The organism is Salinivirga sp. (assembly GCF_055145285.1).
In genome coordinates this window covers 35,936-57,791 of the sequence record NZ_JBSRDC010000060.1, presented here as the reverse complement: position 1 = coordinate 57,791, position 21,856 = coordinate 35,936, and the positions used below count along the sequence as shown (strand labels likewise).

Here is a 21,856-nt window from a genome sequence, read left to right as displayed (position 1 = left end):
CAATGATACCAAGTAATCAATACAGGCTTGCTCCGATTTAAACATTTCTTCAAATTCCATTTGATCTGCCGGATATTTCATTTCGTAAAGATAAAACTTTACGGGAGATGATCAGATACCCCATTTTGTTTTATTTTTCGATGCATAATTTCCTCTTGCTTCACTGCCCCTTTTTTAAAGCAGTAAGCCACAAGCCAGCTATCGTTAATATACTGATATTAAGATGTTAACTTTGGTCGAAATTAAGCGTTTACAGGAGGAGCCCGAAGTGAATGGGCTGTAGAGCGGAATTGATGGAAGAAAATGGCCCGATAGCCATAAATTATTGTCGTTGCTTTGTGAGCTTTTGGGATTTCAATATTGATATTGATTCCGGCTAAGTAGAAGTTGAAATTTTCAGGTAAAGGTTTATTAAAAGAAGAATAGGCTGTCCTTTCTGAGACCAGTACATTAAATGCATGGCAATGGAAATCGTGTTCTTCCGGGAAATTATTTTGAGGTGGGATTTCACAGGTTGATTTCTGGTCTGATGGATAGGTTAACTCAAAATGATGATGATGCGGCACAACAGCATGGCCCAGAATTATCAGTCCTGCCAAAAAAATAAATAGCCTTCCTATATGTTGTCCTTTTAAATTCACCTGTTTAAGTTAAGTTTCAATTTACAACGGCAAATATACAGAAAAAGTTCGTGCAATCGGGTTGCAAAAATTATACCGATTCACAATTGGAGCAAACTCCTTTCACCACCATATTTACACTCTCGAGTTGAAATTTAGCCGGCAAATTAATTTCCGGAACCGGAATATCTGTGAGGCAATAAGTCTGACCACATACAGTGCATAAAAAATGAACGTGAAGGTCTTCGGGATGGCATTCACAGGTTTCCTGGCATAAAGCATATTTAACGGAGCCTGTGCCATCGTCAATGCTGTGAATGAGTTTATTTTCCTCAAATGTTTTAAGGGTACGGTATAAAGTGGCTTTGTCAGCTCTTTCAAATTTATATTCCAGCTCAGGTAAACTTATGGCTGTATTTTGGTCGGTCAGAACCTTCAAAACCAACTGGCGCATAGCAGTTGGCTTGATGTTTCTGGATTCGAGTTGTTTGTCGGTATTTTCCTTGGTCATTATTTGTCGACATTTTATATCTCAAAAGTAACAATTATTCACCGAAGACCTGGCAAGCTTACTTGCAAAACATCACTGTTTTAACCTATTAATGTTGTGCTATCGGGCATCCAAAGGGACTTATTTGTTGACTTACATCTGCTTATTATTAATTCGTTAACTCTAAAGCAAATGCAGCTGTGTTTAGCCTAATTTTCCGCCAAATACTGCAACGCCAAAGCGTACCCCTTTAACCCTGCGCCGCTTATCACTGCCTGGGCCTTGGCCCCGGTCAGGCTTTGGTGGCGGTAGTTTTCCCGGGCGTAAATATTGGAAATATGCACCTCCACCACCGGCGCATCAATTGCAGCGATGGCATCGGCTATTGATACAGAGGTATGCGAATAACCGCCGGGATTGAACACAATGCCATCTACTGAAAAACCTACCTCGTGCAGGTAATTAATGAGTTCACCCTCCACATTGGATTGAAAATAGATGAGTTTATGGCCGGGATAAGCTGTGCGGAGCGTGTTTAGGTAAGACTCAAACGATTCTTTTCCATAAACACCGGGTTCGCGCTTTCCGAGCAAATTAAGATTGGGTCCGTTGATGATGGCAAATTTCATTGTTGCAGTATTTTCTGATTATTTTTTCATGAACGATACAGCCAGTCCGCCACCCGGGGCTAATTGAACATTCAGTGTATCGGTAGCTTTAAGTGTGTGCTTTTCAATATTGATGGCCTCAGGGTTATCGTCCCAATGCGCGTCGGGAGCATCTTTGTATAATGTCGCTTCATAAGTAACATCCTTATCAAGGAAATTAAGAGGCAAGGCAAACTCGCGGGCATGTTCATCGGTAATGCTGCCCAGAAACCAGTTACCGGTTTCTTTCTCCTTGCGGGCAATGGTTACATAGTCACCCACCTCGCCGTTAAGCACCTCGGTTTGTTGCCAGTCCACACCCACATCGCGAATGAACTGAAAGGCGGGTTGTCCCTCATAATGTTCAGGTAAGTCGCAGGCCATTTGCACCGGACTGTAAATAACCACATAGAGTGCCAGTTGCTGTGCCAGTGTTGTACTTACCTGGTTGTTGGGCTTATACGGCTCCAACTTGAGGTTGAATGCACCGGGTGTAAAATCAATGGGCCCGGCCAACATACGGGTAAAGGCTACCGTAGGTAAATGCGACGGTGGGTTACCACCATCAGACGACCAGGCGTTGAACTCCTGTCCGCGCAGACCTTCACGTGATATGGCATTGGGATAAGTACGGCGAATACCTGTGGCCTTGATGGGCTCATGTGCATTTACAGCAACCCTGTGCTGTGCAGCTGTCTCCAATACCTTACGGTAATGTTTTACCATGTACTGTCCGTGGTGATACTCCCCTTTGGGAATGATCGTGCCCACGTAACCCGTTTTTACCGCATGTAGTCCAAGCGACTCCATAAACCGGTAAGCTGTATCGAGCTGCTGTTCGTAGGTAGTCACTGCTGCCGAAGTCTCGTGATGCATGATGATTTCCACTCCTTTACTTTTGGCATAACGCACCACCTCATTAATGTCGTAGTCGGGATATGGTGTCACAAAATCAAAAATCCCTTCGCGGTCGTCTACACCAATCCATTTCTCCCAACCTGTGTTCCAGCCTTCCACGAGAATTCCACCCAGGTTGTTTTCAGCTGCAAAATCAATGTAGCGTTTGGTATTTTCTGTGGTGGCTCCGTGGCGCCCACTGGCCAAATCCCAGGTAGACTTATCCAGATGCATCTCCCACCAGATACCGGCATACTTCATGGGCTTCACATAACTCACATCCCCAAGCTTATTGGGTTCGTTCAGGTTCAAAATCATTTTAGAAGCAATCAGATCCGCTGCATCGGGGGCAATTTGTATGGTTCGCCATGGCGTTTCAAATGGCAAGCTCACTTGAGCTTTATATTCGGTTCGCTCCGACCCAACAAGTTCGCTCCGCATAGTGAGATTTTCTGTATCGACCCGTAGTGTCATTCCCGGAAAATCGGTCAGTGCAGCCTCATGAAAACTCAAATGTAATCCGCTTGCTGTACGCATGGTTACGGGCGTATTTACGGCATTGTAAGGGATGTAGGTTTGTGCCAGCGATTCATGCTGAGCAAATTGCAGGGCATCGATCTCTGAAAAACTGGTTTCATTATACAGATGTTCATAAATATCCCAATCGCCAGGAATCCACCACACGCGATGATCGCCCGTTAGGCGAAACTCCGTATGTTCTTCATTTATTTTCAGTGTGTTGCGCCCGGGTTGTTCAGGAAACTCATAGCGAAAGCCAATGCCATCGTCAAACACCCGGAAGCGTATGTTCATTGAGCGTTTAGGTTTTTTAATCTCTTGCAGGCTAATCAACATCTCCTGGTAGTGGTTTACAACCTCTTCCTGCTCACCCCATGGCATAGTCCATTTTTTATTGACAGACTTCATGCGTGTATCTACTATCCTAAACCCGGACATTTCAGGCTGATCAAGAAACTCAAATCCCATTGAAGAAGGTTTAATAACGGTATCGCCCTCATAGGTTACCGAATATGTGGGGAGTGAATTGTTTTTCAAATCGAGTTTAACTTCAATTTTTCCGTCGGGTGATTGTATAATCATTTGACTGTTGGTTTTTGTACATGCATACAGCATGGTAACGATCAAAATTCCTAAAATGTATTTCTTCATTGGTAGATTTTTTTACAGAGGTGTAAATATACGAAAAATGAAAGAGAGTTTAATTGAAGTATGTCCGTTTCTGAAACAAGGCTGAGTTCTATATCAACCAAGACAGGCCTATTCAGAGACGCAATCCGGCTGGTCGCACAAAGCGATAAAGTGGGTGAAAACAATACAGCCCAATCGAAGACACGAGAGGGCGACTTTGCTCTCACTAGTGTAGCAAAGGTGAGAGCTCGTGGCGATGTGTTGCAATTTACCGCAAAGGAAATCTGAGACGGATGGATTCGCTGCATCCATGGCGAGCAATTTTGGTCAGTATTTCACGCAGCGCTCGCAACGAAAACGCTGCGTTCGCAACGTAAGAACCCGCTGCGCCCATTGCGTTATATTCTAGCTGCGTTCGCGGCGTGAAACTCGTTTTTTAGCAACATTCACTCCCCCAGATGGGCTTATCTGCCAAACTTCAGCCGGGAAACTCCATTTTGCACCAAAATATTCCTGGCTAAAGCCATAAAAAGCTATATCCTCTGCTTGTCGCCGCCATAAATGACGGTGCAATTCATTAGCCTAATTCCTGTAAAAAAAAATATTCGCAGAATATAACTTACCACACCATTCATGGCGGGGGTTACGGCATTCATTTATATCTACAGGGCTTTACCCCGGAATCAGCCTTGTTTAGCCAACTGTCGAGTATCATGTCATGCTTAAAATGACGGGTAAGTTGAAGAAGTTTTCATTTTTAGCAAAGCAAAAAATGTGCGCATAGTGGCACCCAGTTTAAACGGGTGCTTAAAAGCTAAATAACATCAGTTCATTTGATATTGCAGGCTGGTTTTAAACAGGTGCATTGGAAATTGCCCATGGCTCACACGAAATGTTCTGGATTTTTCCACGTAGCTAATATCAACAGCGTAAAGTTCCTCAAGCTGATGAATGCGGTCTCTTACCGATTGTTCGTCGATATCTAACTGCCGGGCCAATTCTCCAGGTGTGCCAGTATTCTCAAGCGCAATGAGTTTGGCCATTTGTTTTAGTTGATTTACATAATCCATAAGCTGCAAATGTAGGGTGTGTTTGTTTTTATTTGCAAAAATAAATCAATAAAACACGAAATGCAAAATTCATTTTTAACACAAATGAAAAAGTTATTAACACCTGGTAATGTGGATCTAGCAAAAAACTTTTCTTTACCAGAAGAAATAAAATTATAAATTAACCCATGACTTACTTTATCACGATTTCATCCACAAAAATAAATGCCTCTCCACCATGTCCCATGTGCCAGTCGGGAATGGTGCCATAGTTTTTGGCAACTACTTTCACAAAACGTGCATATTCATTGAGGTTGGTAAGTTCAAAATCCTCAAGAACCGGCCCGTATTGATCTTCAGCAACGTTATTTTTAACTGTTCCAACTTTTCTAAAATATTTGCCGTCTTGTGAAACATAAAAAACAACTTCAACCGGCATCCAAATCCATGAGCGAATATCTTGCAGACAGCCCAAAGCCAAATAGTTTATTTTTTTGGGGTCAGAGAGATCAACCACAGCTTCAAAATCCTGGTCCTGATACCCCTGCCAGAACCCGGTGCGAAAGTCGGCCGGGCCGCGCAACAGATCAATCAAGCCCTCATCACCGCCTGCGCTGTACTGCGGATTGTAGGTACTTTTAATTTCAATACTACGATTCTCAGGCATTTTGTAAAATGAAGCTTTGGACACGTAGCTGCGGTTGCCATCGGCATCAATGGCTATGGCTCTTATGTGGGTTGTATTTGATATTGTAAATGGCCCGGTGTAGCGCTTACTTGTGCGGTCGGGTGTACCACCATTCAGGGTATAATAAATTTTACCCTGCCCTGTTGCGTTCGAGATATGTATTTTACGTGGTTCTTTAAAAGAGCGGTACCCACCTTCGATAATTGGCTTAGGCAAAAAGTCGCTTCCGGCAATGGCAGAAGCCGGCCGATTGGTTGGATTAGCTCCCAACTCCTTATTGGGCTTTTCGCCCATGAAAAACACAAATGATCCGCCTTTCATTATCGTCTCATAATCGATAAAACTTTTATGGTATGGCTTGTCATTAAGCATCATGCGCTGCACATAAATTTGCTCATCGCCATTGTTTTCAGCTTTCACAGTAAATTGGCGCCCATTTTCAAGATTCAGTGTTACCTCCTCAAACAGGGGCGAGCCAAGCACAAAAACACCATCAGCCGGATTTACCGGGTACATGCCCATGGCACTTAAAACATACCACGCGGACATTTGGCCGCAATCTTCATTTCCTGCAAGACCATCGGGTGCATTTTCATAAAAATCATTCATGATGCGGCGTACCATCTGTTGGGTTTTCCAGGGTTTACCGGCATAGTTGTACAGGTAAGCCGTATGGTGTGAGGGTTCATTACCATGCGCATACTGACCGATGAGCCCTGTTATATCAACCTGGTGCCTGCCCGTGGTTTCATTTTCTACAGTAAACAGGCTGTCGAGTTTGGCTGCAAAAGCATCATCACCTCCCATCAATTGAATCATACCCTGCACATCTTGCGGTACATAAAAAGTATATTGCCAGGCATTGGCCTCGGTATGATGAAAATTCACTTCACGCGGATCAAACGGAGTTAACCAGCCGCCATTTTCCCGGGCTCTAAAAAAGTTGGTTGAAGGATCGTACAAATTTTTATAAAACTGTGCCCGTTGCAGGTATTGCTCATGCACGCTATCTTCACCCAACTTTTGGGCTGTTTGGGCAATGCACCCGTCATCAAAAGCATACTCCAGCGTTTTGGAGACCGATTCGTGCTCTCGATCCAAAGGGATCACGCCCATTTCGCGATAGGCCTCTAACCCAAAATGATCCTGCATGGCGCTATGTTGCATGGCTTCCAAAGCCAGCGATTGGTCAAAATCACCAATGCGTTTGTTTATGGCATCAGCCATCACGGGCACTGAATGGTAACCGATCATACAATCGGTTTCATTTCCGGCCAGTTCCCAAACCGGTAACCGCCCACCCTGCTCATAAATTCGCAGAAAAGAATGGATAAAATCGTTGGTGCGTGCCGTGTCGATCAGCGTATAGAGCGGATGTGTAGCCCGGTAAGTATCCCACAACGAGAATACAGTGTACTGTGGACGCGCCCCTGCACGATGAATGGCAGAATCATGCCCGCGGTAACGTCCATCCACATCAGTAAAAATATTAGGTACAATCATATTATGATACAGAGCAGTATAGAAACTCACCTGTTGATCGTGGGTTCCACCTTTAACAGCAAATTTACCCAATTCGTGCTTCCATGCAGTCTGAGTAGCTTTTCTTACCTGATCGAAATCCCATCCTTCTATTTCGGCCTTCAGATTTTTCCGTGCTCCCTCAACATCCACAGCCGAAAGCCCCACCTTAACCTTTACTTCATCTGCATTGTCAAAAAACAACGCAGCTTTAAGTTTTTTGCCTGAATAGCGTCTTCTGCCCTGTAATTTCTTTTGCTCGTTCCTTACTTTGAGGGACTTTATGGGCTCATTGAATTGCATTACAAAATACACATACTGATTGCGAGCCCACGCTTTGCTTCTGCGTAAACCTACAATTTCGGTTTCAGAAATCTGCTCAAACCATGCCTCGACAACCTGATCGCGATGGTTCAAATCAAGTAATACGTGTGTTTGCTCAGGATTGTTAAACGTATATTGATGAAACCCACAATGTGCAGTGGCTGTCAGCTTCACATCCACATTGTAATCGTCGAGTAAAACACGGTAATAGCCGGGTTCAGCATACTCATTTTCATGAGCAAACCGGCTGAAATATCCTGTAGTATCGGGATATCCGTTTTGCCACACAACCGGGCCTGTGCGTGGCATCAACAGCAGATCGGCGTAATCGCTCACACCCGTGCCGCTCAGGTGGGTATGACTAAAACCATAAATGCGTTCGTCGCTGTAATGGTAGCCTGAACAACCATCCCAACCGGTAAGCCGGGTATCGGGACTTAATTGTACAAATCCGAAAGGATAAGTGGCTCCGGGGTAGGTATGCCCGTGACCTCCCGTACCTATGAAAGGGTTAACTTTTTCAATTAGGCTATTGTTGTTGCTGCATGATGTAAAAAGCAGCATCAATGCTGTTGCAAGTCCCAAAAACTTCATATTGCAGTATATTTAGCAGTAGCAATGCTACTTATTTTGACTCCAGATGAGTGCAGCTGCGCCTAGTATGGCAGAATCGATTCCGGGCAAGCCCGATTTTTCAATTCGTACTTTACTTTTATAAATGTTCAGCAAATTGGCTTCCATATGCTCACGTACCGGTTTAAGCAGCAACTCTCCCGCGTTCACGACACCTCCGGCAATAAATATGGCTTTGGGACTGGTAATGGCCACAAAATCGGCCAGTTTCATGCCCAAGGTACGGCCTGTGATTTCAAATACCTTTTGCGCTACCACATCTCCTTTCATTGCCAATTCGGCTATGGTTTTCGACTCTAATTCACTGAATGGTATTTCGGCCAGTTTGCTCTGAAAATGATGAATAGAAAGTTGCTCTGCTGCTGTGCGCACAATGCCTGAAGCAGAGACATAAGTTTCCAGACAGCCTCTGCGACCGCAACCACAAACACGTCCGTTAGGATCTACTACAGTGTGGCCTGCTTCACCTGCCATACCATCGTGGCCATACATCAGTTTCCCATTTACGATAAAACCACTCCCAACACCTGTACCCAAAGTAATAGTTATAAAATCATCTATCATTTTTCCGTTACCAAATAGTTTCTCACCCAATGCTGCGGCATTTGCGTCATTGGTTAATCTTATTGGTATTTGAGGAAAATATTCCTGTAATTTTTCACAGAACGGAACAATTCCATCCCAATCGAGGTTGGGTGCACGTTCAATACTCCCATTGTTTATATTCCCGTTTGGTGCACCGACACCTATACCTACCAAAGAGACAGAATTCTTCTTTACCTGATCGTTAATTAAACGGGATAACTCTTTGAGATAAGCAGAAAAATCCGCACCATGCTCCCTGGTCTTCATGCACGCTCTGTCCAATACATTACCATCATTATCGACCAATCCCACCTCTGAATTGGTTCCTCCAATATCTATACCTGCAACTATCTCTTTCATTTTATGATTTTTTTAAGTTCCATTTTCTGGGTTTATAACCCACCTTACCATAAAAGGCCAAATAAATATAAGAAAATATGGGCACAAAGAATGACATGTGCACCGAAACGGCATCAGCCACAGCTCCCTGAATAAGCGGAATAATGGCTCCTCCGAGTATCATCATCACCAGTAGCGATGAGCCCTGGCTGGTATGCTTTCCCAAATTGCGAATGGCCAATGTGAAAATATTGGACCACATAATGGAATTGAATAAACCAATGGCTACAATGCTCCACATTGACAGTAATCCACCGGTATACAAAGCTGTAGTAAGCAAAATTATGTTCATCAGCGCAAAAATGAATAGCGTTTTATGCGGCAAACTTCGCCCAATACGGAATGCGATAAGATTTAAGACTAAAAAGCCAGCAAAAGGATATACCTGACTTAAGGCAAAAGTAAAACCACTTTCAATATACACAATCAAATAAATAAGGGCGAAAACGCCGAATGCCGTGCCAATCATTTTCAAAGTTTTTTGCAGCGACTGTGTAGTGCTTCCCATTGAAATAGCGCCCAGAAAGCGGCCAATCATTGCACCGCCCCAATAAAAAGCAAGGTATGATTTTGCCAGCATCTCGCCGGTATTCAGCTGTTGTTTAATATAATTAATCATGATGCTGCCAATACTCACTTCGGCACCTACGTACATAAAAATGGCTACCATACCAAAAACCAGATTCCGGTATCGCAAGGCTCCGGCCGAAAACTCAACTTCTTCACCATCTGATACACTGGGTAAATTGGTTTTATAAACAATCAGGGCCAGTATGAAAAACATAGCAGCAAAAATCATGTATGGCGCCTGTACGGCAAAAGCAGTCATTTGTGCGCCATCATCAGTAAAAATTGGATTGCCAGCATTGTTTAGCAATGGTTGCCCATATTTGGCAAAATAATGAAAAATGAGGTATCCGCCGATAATGGGTGCAATGGTTGTTCCCAAACTGTTATAGCCTTGTGCAAGGTTTAAGCGCGACGAAGCTGTTTCGTCCGGACCAAGAATGGCTACATAAGGGTTTGCGGTAATTTGTAACAAGGTAAAACCAAGCCCCAGAATGAACAAGGCGCTGAGAAAAAGGCCATAACTATGAAATGCTGCTGCAGGCCAAAATACGAGCAGTGCTGCACCGCTGACCAGTAATCCGGCAATGATACCTTTTTTGTAGCCCAGCCTTAAAACAGGGTCTCCTTTTGTGGCTGAAACAATAAAGTAGGTGAGCGATCCGATAAAGTAGGCTCCAAAAAAAGCAAACTGCACGAGCATGGCCCTGAAATAATTCAGCTCAAATACCTTTTTCAGATAAGGTATTAAAATATCGTTCATGCAGGTAATGAAGCCCCACATGAAAAACAGCGTGGTAACTACAATCAGAGCGAGGCGATTTGAGGAAGATTTGCGGACATTTTCCATAGCCAATTTGCATTAAAAATCCGCTAAAGATGCCAATTTTTCGCCTTAACTCAAAAAAAATATCACGACCATGACGCTGAAGGCACTCGAATACGAAATGTGGTACCAAATCCTACTTTGCTTTCTACATCAATGGTTCCCTCGTTTTCTTCGATAAAACTTTTGCAAAGCATCAATCCCAGACCTGTGCCTTTTTCCTGCTCTGTTCCTTCTGTAGAATAATTTTCTTCGGTACTGAATAAATGTTTAAGATTATCTTTTGATATACCAATGCCCTCATCGCGCACTTCAATTTCGACAAAAGCGCCTGATTGGCGCGCTGAAATATAAATATTTTTATTCCGTGGCGTAAATTTTATGGCATTTGAAACCAGGTTACGCATAACCGTATTAAACGATTGGAAATCGACAAAGATGTATAAGTCATCAGCAACATCTTTTTTCAAGGTAAGTTTTTTATCTTCGAATGACGTTGTAAATAAGCCAAGTGTATCGTCGACAAGCTCTGCGAGGTTATGTTTTTGTGGATTTGTCTCAATTTTATCTCGTTGGGTTCTCGACCATTCAAGTAAGTTAAGCAAAAGATAATAGGTTTTTTGGCTCACATCATTCAAATCTTTCAAAAACTGAAGCAACTCTTCCGAAGTTAATTCCTTATACCGCACCAGCATGAGCTCCGTCAAACCCAACAATGAGTTAAACGGGCTTCGTAAATCGTGGGCAATAATAGAAAATAGTTTGTTCTTGGCATTGTTGGATTTCTTCAGCTCCCTTTCAATTTTCTTTAACTTTCGAATATCAGTATCAATGGCTACAAGGTAAATAAGTTCATTATTGGCATCAAGAATAGGCGAAAGCGTTGTTTGTACCTGAATTTTACTTCCATCGTGCGCTTCTACAGTCGATTCGTAATTAACAGATTTACGTGTTTCAGCTACCTGCTTAATTAGTGATTCTATATTTTTACCGCGTCCGGCTTTTTTCAGATTATTTCCAAAGCGCTGGTGCAATTCACCGAGAGAATAACCATATAAACGTTCAAATCCACGGTTTACCCATTCAATTTCACCATTTTTATTGGTAATAATAATGGCATTATCTGTTTCGCTGGCTGCAACACTTAATTTCCTGAGTTCCTTATTCATAATGGTCATCTGATCAGACTGCCTTGAAACTTCCTGGTTCTTTTCTTGTAATTCCTCATTGGCATGCTGCAACTTTTCTGTGCGTTCATCCACAATTTTTTCCAGATGGAGGTTCATGTAATTCAATTGGCTACTTAACACCTCGGCGCGTGAAAAAGTGGCTGTAAAGCGCGAAGCCAACAAATAGGCCTGAGAAGCCACAAAAAAGAGCAGCCCTGTGGCAATCCATGAACCGTTGGGAAATACGTAATGTGTAGATAAAATATCATGAATCACGGTAATGGCCAATACAATAAAACCAAGTAAAAATGATTTACCACCACGTTCATGCATACTGAGAATCCGATAAAGCACAACAAACATATATAGAATACCGGCCATAGTAAATATCTGATATGCAAGTACTGTATGAGTGAAGAAACTCACGGGTGTAGCCACTACAATCAGAGAGCTTATAACGCCAAAAATCAAGGCAAACCTTACTATTATTTTATCAACGTATTTGGGGAAAAGCTCTGCCACAAACTTTATAAACAGCGGAATAGAAAGATAGAAGGTAAGATATTCAATTTTTAAAAGCCAGTGCCATGATAATTCCATTATATCCATTGCCGGAAAATACCGGCCGGAGAAAAATAGTCTGAAAGCAGCTGCAAAAGTCCACAAGAAAAAAAATAAAGATGATTCTTCTTTGCGCCTCAATACATATAAACCAGCATGGTAAAGACTCATTACAAGTATACCACCGAATAGAATAAAAATGAAGTTGACCTTATTCTGGCGCTTTTTTTCGGCATATGCACCTTTTGCTATTCGTACATCATGCCACATGCCTCCCCTGCTGTATTCGAAATTGGTTACATGAATTGTAAGTTTAACCCTTCTGTGCTCCGGAACAAACTTTACTATCTGCGTATTAAAAGCGGGTTCATAAGTTTCCGCGGTTCCGTATGGATTACCAACTTTTTTAATGAGTTTCCGGTCCACATAAAGGGCATACGCGCTGGAAACAGAACCCAGATCGAGCCCATAAGTAATACCCGTTTCGGGTAAAATTATGTCAATGGAATACGTGGCATACCCACTTTTACCCATTATGCTGTCGGCAACCCCAACATTGTTCCATGGTTTTCCCGTGTTGATAAAGTAGGGATTAGAAATAGTATCGGTAGGAAACACATGCTTACCCGGCACAAAAACCCATTTGCCTGTCAACGTATGAAACGATTCAGGGTTCCATTCAAAAAGGTCTGCAACACCGTAGCTGCCAGCAAACGAGTTTGCCGAAGCTATTAAAACCAGATAGCTGGCAAGTAATATGTGTTTTATATGTTTCACAAAGCTACATTTAAGTATTTAGTTGGTTTTGTGCAATCTCCCCATTATAAATTTTAAAGTACTACACTACTTTTTATAAGCCTAATCCCTATTTTGATATCTTTCCACAAACTTTGAGGACATAATGTCCTGAAAAAATGAGTTTTATGAATAAATATACGGAATTTTATGCAAGATAAAGATTCATGACCGGGAAATTACAATCCTTTCTCTTTGGTTTTTGTTCATTTTATAAAAAATAACTAATTTGTAACAAAACTATTGCCAATGCAAGACCTATTCGAATTCGTCAAATCTTATACCGGAATACCCGTTCCGCTTCAAATAAAATTATACAAAACCTTAATAACGGGTTTAATAATTTGGATTATAAGCCGCATAAGCATTGGACTTGTACACAAATGGGTCGATGACCTAAAGAAGCAATACCGGTTCAGAAAAATCATCAAACGAATTTCTTTCTTCATATTCATTTTACTCGTCGCTGATTTGTGGCTGGTAAAACTCGATTCACTTGCCACCTTCTTTGGTTTAGTTTCTGCTGGTTTGGCTATTGCACTAAAAGATCCCATCACTGACCTGGCCGGGTGGTTATTTATCATTTGGCGCAAACCATTTGAACTTTCAGACAGAGTAGAAGTTGGAGAACACAAGGGGGATGTAATCGACATTCGACTTTTCCAGTTTACCCTGATTGAGATAGGCAACTGGGTAGGTGCAGATCAAAGTACAGGTCGCGTAATTCACATACCCAACGCCTCCGTTTTTAGCCATAAAATAGCTAACTACACTACTGGTTTTCAATATATTTGGGATGAGATAAATGTTTTAGTAACTTTTGAAAGCGATTGGGAAAAAGCAAAATCAATTATACAGGAAGTTACTACACACCATACAGCTAAAGATGTGGAGCATGCCCACCGTGAAATAAAACATGCCGCAAAAAAATATCTTATATTTTATAAGAACCTCTCTCCTAATGTGTATACAAGTGTAGAAGACAGTGGTGTATTGCTCTCGGCAAGGTATCTGGTCATCTCGAAACAACGCAGAATTATGGCCGAAAAAATATGGGAAGATATATTGAGAAGATTTAAACAAAACGACGATATAGATTTTGCATACCCGTCAATCCGCTATTACAACAACAGAACAGAAGGAAAGCAACCGCTTCGGGCAGAATAAAACAGGTTATGCTTCTGGTTCGGTAATTCGCTCAATAACTTCTTTTACTGAGGATATTTTATGCACCCGGGCAATAGAAGGCCCTGCACAATAAACTTTCTGATAATCCGGTCCCACCACGTAATGCTGAAAACGTGTAAGCCTTGTTCCTTCAAGTGCTTTACGAAGTGCTCTTCGGGTGCGTTTACGTTTTTTTAATTTACGTTCAAGCCACGAGCGTTCATCCCCGATTGATTTTATGTATTTGGTTTTAATTACCGTCATGGGTACACCGGAAATACGTTTTGTGAGAATAATATCAGACGCTCCACCTTGAATAATTGCCTGTTTATATTCATCGCTTACATTACTTTCGTGGGTAGCAATAAAAACCGACCCCACTGAAACACCGGCAGCTCCCATGTCCATAGCTTTTTTCATTTCGGTATGAGATGAAACCCCACCAGCCGAAATAACGGGAATATCAAACCTGCCTTTTAGAGCAGGAATAAGCTCTTCGGCAGTATAAATTCCCGCATGCCCCCCGGCATTTCTATTCACAGCAATAAGAGCATCAGCCCCTCTGTGAACGGCCTTTTCTGCATGACGTTCATTTACCACATCGCAAAAAACTTTTATTCCAAGCGGCCTGGCCGTGTCTATTACTTCTTTTGGGTCACCCAGTGAAGTAATAATAAAATCGACCTTTTCATCGGCACATATCTTCAAATTTTGGTGAAATAGCTCATTTCCAAAATCGAGCGTTAAATTTACACCAAATGGTGTTTTGTTTTTTGACTTAAGGTTTATGATGGCCTGCTTCAAATTATGCGAATTGCGGTAATTATGCGCTACAAGAGCACCCGTTGCTCCTGCATCAACAGCTGCAGCCACCATTTTTTCATTCGTTACCATAAACATGGGCGAAAGCAATAACGGATGTTTAATATTGAGTATTTTATTCAATGTGTTCATAAATCAAATGTAACGTTTTGCAATGAAAATTTGTATCATATAACATGCCAATGCGTATTAACAGCATCAGCAACTAATATGTTTCAAAAAACTGCTATCTGCTGTTAACGGCAAATAAAACTGCTTTTATCCAAGAAATAATTAATTAGCTCAAATTTCTGGTAACGGAAATAAATCATACACGTACAAATTCCTAAATTGGCATAAAGAATTGCTAACTTTGCTTTAAAATTTAAAAATACTAATTTCGAACCATATAGGAGAATAATCTTTTTGCCATACATTACAAAAATAATCGACATGAAAAAAAGCATAGTGCTGTGGCTCATGCTATTAGTCCCGTTCTTTACATTCGGGCAAGTAGAAGAGTCACAATTATTTGACGACCCCACACTGGTAGCCGCAAAAAACCAGGAAGCCGAATTAGCTTATAACAAGGGTATCCGGTATTTTGAGCAAGGGAACTTTGAGCAAGCTGTAGCCAGTTTTAAAAAAGCGCTGAAATACGACGAAAATTTTGCAAAAGCCTACCTGAATTTGGGTAGCACTCAAATCAGGATGGAAAAATACAATGAGGCGATTGAAAATCTTTCAAAAGCCGTAAAAGTTGACAGTACACTGGCTTATGCTTATTATAACAGGGGAAGAGCTTATGACCTAATGGAAGACCTGCAAAACGCACATGCCGATTATTCAAAAGCCATTGAGTTAAAATTACAAAACGCAAATCTTTATTATTACCGCGGTGTTATTGATTTTAGAAATAATGAGTACGACGGAGCCATTAGCGATTTTACAATTGCAATTAACATAAACCCCGATTTTACCTATGCATACCACGATCGGGGAAGTGCAAGAAGAAAGGTGGAAAACTACAAAGGTGCCATAGAAGATTACAATAAGGCCATAGAGCTCGACCCACAAATGTCGATAGCATACAATAATCTCGGTTCAGTGAAGCGGGCCAAAGGCGACTACAAAGAAGCCATAGAAGAATACAGTTTGGCCATTAAAATGGACTCCACCATGCATTTGGCATTCAACAACCGTGGATTTGCCCGCTATAAGGATGAAGACTTCGAAGGCGCCGTAAAAGACTATAAAAAAGCAATTGAAATTAAACCCGATTATTTGTATGCCTATAATAATTTAGGAACTGCATTAATCAAATTGCACAAATATGAAGAAGCCATCGAATACCTGACCAAGTCCATCGAAATGGATGCGGATTATGGTGTAGCATATATGAACAGAGGTAACGCAAGGGAAATGCTCAAAGATTTTGAAGGCGCATGTGCCGACTGGAGCAAAGCAGTTGAGCTGGGCGTTGACAGAGCTAAAGACTTTTTGATTTATTGCAACGAAAACTAAAACCTGAAAACATGACCACCATGCGATATATATTTCTCATCTTCATTTTTGCCTTGATCAGTTCCACCGGCATTAGTCAGCGTGTTAAAGTAAAACTCGACAATGACAAGTTTACGGAGTTTAAGGAACGCTGGAACACTAAAAAACAAGTAAGAAAAGGAAAAAGAGCTTTTAAAGATGGCACATTTGCATCATACAAGCAAGCCGCTGTACATTTCCAGAATGCATACGACAAAATAGATAACAATGCAGCGCTGACCTACATGCTGGGTATGTCATATTTAAAATCGGTGCCCGCCACAAAAGCATTATTATACCTTGAAAAAGCCTACAAGCAGAACAAAAATATTCACCCTGACCTGATTTATTACTATGCGCGTGCACAGCACCTCAATTATAAATTTGAAGAGGCCATTTCAAAATACAACGAGTATAAAAATACCCTTACAGCTGAACAACTGGGCTACAAAGACAAAACACTAAAAAAACGCATCAGCGAATGCCGCTATGGAATTGAATATATGGCAGATACAGCCAGAGTTTTCACAACACCAATAGCAGCTATCAATACCGAGTACGACGATTTTGCCCCGGTTATACCACCCGATGGCAAGAAAATGTACTTTACATCAAAGCGACCTTACGACAAGCACGATGACATTTACAAAAGTACCGGCCAATATACCGAAAACATCTTCTGGGCCGGTAAGCGCGATCGCGACTGGCTTCTCAAAGGAAGTTTGTCGAAAAAAATAAATGAAGACTACAACAACGCCGTAATAGGCCTCTCCCCTAACGGCATGCAACTCTTATTATTTGACGGACAAAAAAACAATGGCGATTTATACAAAGCTGAATACAAAAAAAGCAAATGGCGCTCCCCCAAAGATAAAGAGTTTGGAAAAATAAATTCAAAAGCCCGTGAATCATCAGCCTCTATAAAATACGACAATCGTACAATGTATTTTATTAGCAACCGTGAAGATGAACAAAAAATTGGCGGACAGGATATTTACAGATCAATACGCAAAAAAAGCAATAAAAAATGGGGTAAACCCATCAATTTGGGTGGAACATTAAACTCCATTTACGATGAAGAAGGCGTATTCCTGCATCCAGGCGGACAAACCATTTATTTCAGTTCCAAAGGTCATACCAGTATGGGCGGCTATGACCTGTTTAAAGCCGAAAAACAAACAGATGGCACATGGAGTACACCCGAAAACCTGGGTTACCCAATAAACACACCGGGCGATGACCTGTTTTTTGGGGTAACAGCCAATGGGCGCTATGGTTATTACAGCTCAAGGGGCCGCAACGGTGATGATTTTGATATTTACGAAATTATATTCCTGGGGCCCGAAAAACCACTTATTCAAAGCTCAGAGGATATGCTCATCGCCAGCATGGCCAAACCCATCACCGAAACAGTAATCGAAAAAACAGTCGATATTAAAACCATTCGACTAACCATTGTAAAAGGGAAAATTTACGATGCCATCACAAACGACCCCATTGAAGCAGTAATAGAAATTACCGATAATGAGGCCGACTCAGTGATTATGACAAGCGAGTCAAGTGAAGAAGGAGAATATCTGGTATCATTGCCTTCAGGGAAAAACTACGCCATGACCATTAAAGCCAAAGATTACCTGTTTCATTCAGAAAACTTCAATATTCCACCGGCAACCAAGTACCAGGAGATTGTTAAAGACATAGAAATGAACAAATTGGCTGCAGGAACAAAAGTAATTCTGAACAACATATTCTTTGAGTTTGGTAAAGCCGTCTTACGTACCACCTCTTACCCGGAACTTAACAGAGTGGTTAAACTTATGGAAGCCTACCCAAAACTTAAGATTGAAATTTCGGGCCATACAGACAACAAAGGTTCGCTGGCTGTGAACAAAAGAATATCAGAGAAGCGCGCAAAAGCTGTTGTCGACTACCTGGTAGGAAAAGGAATTGAACAAAACAGGCTTACATACAAAGGTTACGCTTATTTGCAACCCGTGGCAAGCAATGATACAGAAGTAGGCAGACAAAGAAACCGCCGCGTAGAATTTAAAATTATTAGTCATAAATAAATACCCACAATATGTCTGGAAAAAAAATTAAACATCTAACTCAATTTCTGGCAGCAGCACTGATAATGCTGTGGTTTACCAGCAGTTGTGTAGATGACAACTTCGATTTAGATAATCTTAGCACACACCTGGAAAATGAGTCGCAATGGAAACTCCCCATTGTATCTACAACTTTTGCAATGGAAGATATTCTTAATTTGGTAGATAGTACAGGACTTATTTATACAGATGACGAAGGGCTTGTTTATCTTGTATATTCTGATACTGCCTACACAGCAGTTGCCGAGGAAGAAATAGTTTTCCCCGATCAGAATTATGACACGATCTTTAATGAGCCGGATTATCAGGATGCCGGTGGTTTCGTTGATGATACCGTTAAGATGATTAAATCAGATGTTGATTATCTGTTTGTGGCATCGGCTGAAAATCAATTACTGGATAGTGTGAAAGTAAGATCAGCATTGCTGGATATAAGTGTCAACTCCGGATTTGAATATGAAGGTCAATTAACGCTTACTTTCCCGGAACTAAAAAAAGACGGACAGACTTATCAAAAAGTTATCGATATTAACAATGCCACAGGAAACTTCAGCTTTGCACAAACTTTTGATGATTTGGATGGTTACATGCTGGATTTTACCGATTTTGCAATTCCTGACTCCAATGTATTCTTTATTACCTACGAACTGGAATATTACGAAAGCACCGGCGATGGCACAGTAAATCCAGACGACATATGCGATATCGATGTCGATTTTCGAGAAATTAAATACGATTATGTATGGGGTTATATTGGAAACCAACTAATCAACATACCGGAAGACAACCTTTATATTGACATCTTCAATGAATTTGAATATGGTGAGTTTCAGCTTTACGACCCGCGATTGAAAATAAAAATTTATAACTCATTCGGCATCCCGGTTGGCGTATTTATGAATGTCTTACAATTAAGAGTTGATGGTACCTGGGAGGATGTAACCGGACAAGATATACCTACTGAAACCAATCCATGGTATATCCCCATACCGGAATCCAATTACCCGCAGATCCCTGTAGCCGATACAACCGTGATGATTACCGGTCAGGGCTCAAATATAGATTCCCTGGTATCCCGGCTCCCGAACAACCTTAAATTTAGCGAGACAGTAGAAATCAACCCCGATGAAACGGGAATCCGTAACAATTTCATGGCAGCTGAAAGCCGCGTTGAAGCTGTTGTAGACTTTGAAATACCAATTTGGGGACGCACATCAGGTATTACTTACTCAGACACCATCGACATGGACCTGGGTGATATCGGTGATGAAGATGACATTCTGGACTACCTAAACCTTACACTAACCATTGCCAATGGTTTTCCGCATAGCATTGGTGTAAAAGGCTACCTCATGGATTCGACCTACAATATTGTGGACAGCATCCCCAACAGCAACGATAATCCGAGCGATTCACTCATTATAGTTGAATCAGGTATTATCGGGGCAGATTCACTGATCAACCAGGAAACAGGAAAAACTGTGGTTGCATCCACCATTACCTATGAAGACGAAAGTGTAGATGTGATAGATAACGTGAAATTCATGCTTCTGAAAGTTAAATTTATGACCACCGACGGTGATGCACCCAATGCCCCGTATGTGAAATTCTATGACTTTTATGAAATGGATTTCGATGTTAATGTGGATTTCAAACTTGATGTAAACGAAAACTTGTAAACAAGAGGCCATGCTGAAAAAGTATATATTACCATTTTTTATCGTATTTGTCGCTGGATTCATCAGCACTAATGCGCTGGGGCAAGAAAGCATTTCGATGTACAACATGAGGACCTTACCACAAACGAGTAGGTTAAACCCGGCATTTCAGACAAATTACAACGGGCACCTCGGAGGCCTTATTGCACCCATATCAGGGCAGCTTCTCCCCGACCTTGACATTAGTTTTCACAGCAGTTCATTTGCTTATGAAGATTTTATATATCAAGGTAGTGGCATATATTCAGACTCCCTAATATGGGCACTCAACTCTCATAACGATGCCTTAAAATTTGTTGATAAACTTAATAAGGTTAATCACTTCAACTTTGGAATAAACAACAACATTTTAAACTTTGGGTTCAGAACAAAAGACATTTACTGGTCATTCAATGCCACAACACGAACAAATGTGGATATGAGTTTCCCAGGAGGCTTGGTCGAATTGATGGTAAAGGGAAATGCGCATCCAGATATTTCGCCTAACATGGACCTTTCTGGCTTTGGAATGGATTTCACCTCCTATTTGGAAGTGGGTCTGGGCGCATCAATACAGGTCCTGCCTGAACTAAAAGTAGGATTAAAAGCCAAGGCACTGGCCGGTCTGGCCAATGTAGAAACTGTAAAAACAGATTTGTATCTTGATTCTTATAACGATTCACTAATACTACAAAGCGATATACAAATGCGGGCCTCGCAGCCGGCCTTTATACTAGATGACCTGTATTACGATTACGAAGGAGACTCATTGATAACTGAGACTACAGAGCTGGAAACCAACGAAATATTAAACAACCTGGGTTATGATTTCAGCAACCCTGGTTTTGCCATAGACATTGGGGCAGAATATGAAATAACGCCCGAACTTAAAGCTTTTGCCAGTGTCACCGATATTGGCTTCATCCAGTGGAACACCAACGTGGCAGAAGTCAGCGGAGGAGGCAAATTCTTCTTCGAAGGAATTGATGGTGTCAATTACATTGATGACAATGATTCTACAACAACAGAACCCAACATAGGCGATACTTATGAAGACAGCCTGCTTAGAGTATTCGACATCAAAAAAACTGGTGTGAGCAGTTACAAAACCTGGCTACCGACAAGGATATACCTGGGCGGAACATACAACATAACAGATGCCATTGGATTTGGCGGATTGTATCGCGGAGTTTTGCATAAAGGAGACCTGAGATCAGCCTTTTCAATATCTGCAAACGCCAACACCAATCATATTTCGGCCACCATTACCTACACCATGATGGAAGATAATTTCGACAATATCGGCATTGGCTTTGCTGGCCGCTTTGGTCCAATGCAAATGTACATCATAAGTGACCATGTATTGGAAGAGATTTTCCCCCAGTCGGCCCAAGATGTTAGCATTCGAATGGGCGTCAACTGGATATTCGGATACAAAAAAGATAAAGCCGCACTGATTGAATAAAATAGCGTGTTCGGTATCGCACCAGCAGCCGTTCGTAAGCGTACAAATTTTTCAAGTTGCCCTATAAGCTAGTGCACTACGGATCAGACAGTAAAAAACATTGGCACTCTAATTGGACAATACTGGTCAGACAATTTTTCTCATAGCTCTCTCTGA

15 protein-coding genes are annotated in these 21,856 nt (G+C 41.5%); 5 read left to right on the top strand and 10 right to left on the bottom strand.

Features of this window, described 5'->3' with window-relative positions:
- Nucleotides 1-242: 242 nt before the first annotated feature.
- The 9 genes from ACTB0Y_RS12265 to ACTB0Y_RS12225 form a co-directional block, all read right to left on the bottom strand.
- The gene (locus ACTB0Y_RS12265; protein WP_463207117.1) at nt 243-641 is read right to left on the bottom strand and encodes a DUF6769 family protein; all 399 of its coding nucleotides are present in this window, start codon (nt 639-641) and stop codon (nt 243-245) included.
- Nucleotides 642-711: 70 nt separating this feature from the next.
- Nucleotides 712-1,131, bottom strand: coding sequence for a Fur family transcriptional regulator (locus tag ACTB0Y_RS12260; RefSeq protein ID WP_463207116.1), 420 nt, complete (start codon nt 1,129-1,131; stop codon nt 712-714).
- A 188-nt stretch (nt 1,132-1,319) separates the two neighbouring features.
- A complete protein-coding gene (locus ACTB0Y_RS12255; RefSeq protein ID WP_463207115.1) occupies nt 1,320-1,739 on the bottom strand; it encodes a type II 3-dehydroquinate dehydratase in 420 nt (139 codons plus the stop codon).
- A gap of 18 nt (nt 1,740-1,757) precedes the next feature.
- Nucleotides 1,758-3,824, bottom strand: a complete 2,067-nt coding sequence (locus ACTB0Y_RS12250) for a glycoside hydrolase family 97 protein (protein ID WP_463207114.1) — start codon at nt 3,822-3,824, stop codon at nt 1,758-1,760.
- An 803-nt stretch (nt 3,825-4,627) separates the two neighbouring features.
- Complete coding sequence (locus tag ACTB0Y_RS12245; protein WP_463207113.1) at nt 4,628-4,873, bottom strand: hypothetical protein; 246 nt, start codon at nt 4,871-4,873, stop codon at nt 4,628-4,630.
- A gap of 172 nt (nt 4,874-5,045) precedes the next feature.
- Entirely contained in the window at nt 5,046-7,979 is a 2,934-nt protein-coding gene (locus ACTB0Y_RS12240; RefSeq protein WP_463207112.1) for a GH92 family glycosyl hydrolase, read from the bottom strand.
- A 27-nt stretch (nt 7,980-8,006) separates the two neighbouring features.
- The gene (locus tag ACTB0Y_RS12235) at nt 8,007-8,963 is read right to left on the bottom strand and encodes an ROK family protein (protein WP_463207111.1); all 957 of its coding nucleotides are present in this window, start codon (nt 8,961-8,963) and stop codon (nt 8,007-8,009) included.
- Between the two features lies 1 nt (nt 8,964).
- Entirely contained in the window at nt 8,965-10,419 is a 1,455-nt protein-coding gene (locus ACTB0Y_RS12230) for a sugar MFS transporter (protein WP_463207110.1), read from the bottom strand.
- Between the two features lie 62 nt (nt 10,420-10,481).
- On the bottom strand, nt 10,482-12,902 hold the full coding sequence (locus tag ACTB0Y_RS12225) for an ATP-binding protein (RefSeq protein ID WP_463207109.1): 2,421 nt from the start codon (nt 12,900-12,902) through the stop codon (nt 10,482-10,484).
- Nucleotides 12,903-13,169: 267 nt separating this feature from the next.
- Here ACTB0Y_RS12225 and ACTB0Y_RS12220 point away from each other — a divergent pair, with 267 nt between their 5' ends.
- Nucleotides 13,170-14,087 carry a mechanosensitive ion channel family protein gene (locus tag ACTB0Y_RS12220; RefSeq protein WP_463207108.1) on the top strand — a complete coding sequence of 306 codons (918 nt, stop codon included), beginning with the start codon at nt 13,170-13,172 and terminating at the stop codon, nt 14,085-14,087.
- Between the two features lie 6 nt (nt 14,088-14,093).
- Here the strand turns inward: ACTB0Y_RS12220 and ACTB0Y_RS12215 are convergent, their stop codons facing one another.
- The gene (locus ACTB0Y_RS12215; protein ID WP_463207107.1) at nt 14,094-15,041 is read right to left on the bottom strand and encodes an NAD(P)H-dependent flavin oxidoreductase; all 948 of its coding nucleotides are present in this window, start codon (nt 15,039-15,041) and stop codon (nt 14,094-14,096) included.
- Nucleotides 15,042-15,341: 300 nt separating this feature from the next.
- Between ACTB0Y_RS12215 and ACTB0Y_RS12210 the strand changes: the two genes are divergently transcribed.
- From ACTB0Y_RS12210 to ACTB0Y_RS12195, 4 genes are read left to right on the top strand one after another with little or no spacing between them, the layout of a single operon-like run.
- The gene (locus tag ACTB0Y_RS12210) at nt 15,342-16,412 is read left to right on the top strand and encodes a tetratricopeptide repeat protein (RefSeq protein WP_463207106.1); all 1,071 of its coding nucleotides are present in this window, start codon (nt 15,342-15,344) and stop codon (nt 16,410-16,412) included.
- A gap of 20 nt (nt 16,413-16,432) precedes the next feature.
- Nucleotides 16,433-18,499, top strand: coding sequence for an OmpA family protein (locus ACTB0Y_RS12205; protein WP_463207105.1), 2,067 nt, complete (start codon nt 16,433-16,435; stop codon nt 18,497-18,499).
- 11 nt (nt 18,500-18,510) lie between these two features.
- Complete coding sequence (locus ACTB0Y_RS12200; RefSeq protein ID WP_463207104.1) at nt 18,511-20,217, top strand: hypothetical protein; 1,707 nt, start codon at nt 18,511-18,513, stop codon at nt 20,215-20,217.
- A gap of 10 nt (nt 20,218-20,227) precedes the next feature.
- Nucleotides 20,228-21,700 (top strand): DUF5723 family protein, encoded by a 1,473-nt coding sequence (locus ACTB0Y_RS12195; RefSeq protein WP_463207103.1) that lies wholly within the window; start codon nt 20,228-20,230, stop codon nt 21,698-21,700.
- Nucleotides 21,701-21,856: the final 156 nt, after the last annotated feature.

Coding starts and splice junctions, on each gene's coding strand:
- ACTB0Y_RS12210 (WP_463207106.1), top strand. CDS start 15,342: ATGAAAAAAAGCATAGTGCTGTGGCTCATGCTATTAGTCCCGTTCTTT.
- ACTB0Y_RS12260 (WP_463207116.1), bottom strand. CDS start 1,131: ATGACCAAGGAAAATACCGACAAACAACTCGAATCCAGAAACATCAAG.
- ACTB0Y_RS12200 (WP_463207104.1), top strand. CDS start 18,511: ATGTCTGGAAAAAAAATTAAACATCTAACTCAATTTCTGGCAGCAGCA.
- ACTB0Y_RS12240 (WP_463207112.1), bottom strand. CDS start 7,979: ATGAAGTTTTTGGGACTTGCAACAGCATTGATGCTGCTTTTTACATCA.
- ACTB0Y_RS12215 (WP_463207107.1), bottom strand. CDS start 15,041: ATGAACACATTGAATAAAATACTCAATATTAAACATCCGTTATTGCTT.
- ACTB0Y_RS12245 (WP_463207113.1), bottom strand. CDS start 4,873: ATGGATTATGTAAATCAACTAAAACAAATGGCCAAACTCATTGCGCTT.
- ACTB0Y_RS12220 (WP_463207108.1), top strand. CDS start 13,170: ATGCAAGACCTATTCGAATTCGTCAAATCTTATACCGGAATACCCGTT.
- ACTB0Y_RS12255 (WP_463207115.1), bottom strand. CDS start 1,739: ATGAAATTTGCCATCATCAACGGACCCAATCTTAATTTGCTCGGAAAG.
- ACTB0Y_RS12195 (WP_463207103.1), top strand. CDS start 20,228: ATGCTGAAAAAGTATATATTACCATTTTTTATCGTATTTGTCGCTGGA.
- ACTB0Y_RS12250 (WP_463207114.1), bottom strand. CDS start 3,824: ATGAAGAAATACATTTTAGGAATTTTGATCGTTACCATGCTGTATGCA.
- ACTB0Y_RS12230 (WP_463207110.1), bottom strand. CDS start 10,419: ATGGAAAATGTCCGCAAATCTTCCTCAAATCGCCTCGCTCTGATTGTA.
- ACTB0Y_RS12235 (WP_463207111.1), bottom strand. CDS start 8,963: ATGAAAGAGATAGTTGCAGGTATAGATATTGGAGGAACCAATTCAGAG.
- ACTB0Y_RS12205 (WP_463207105.1), top strand. CDS start 16,433: ATGCGATATATATTTCTCATCTTCATTTTTGCCTTGATCAGTTCCACC.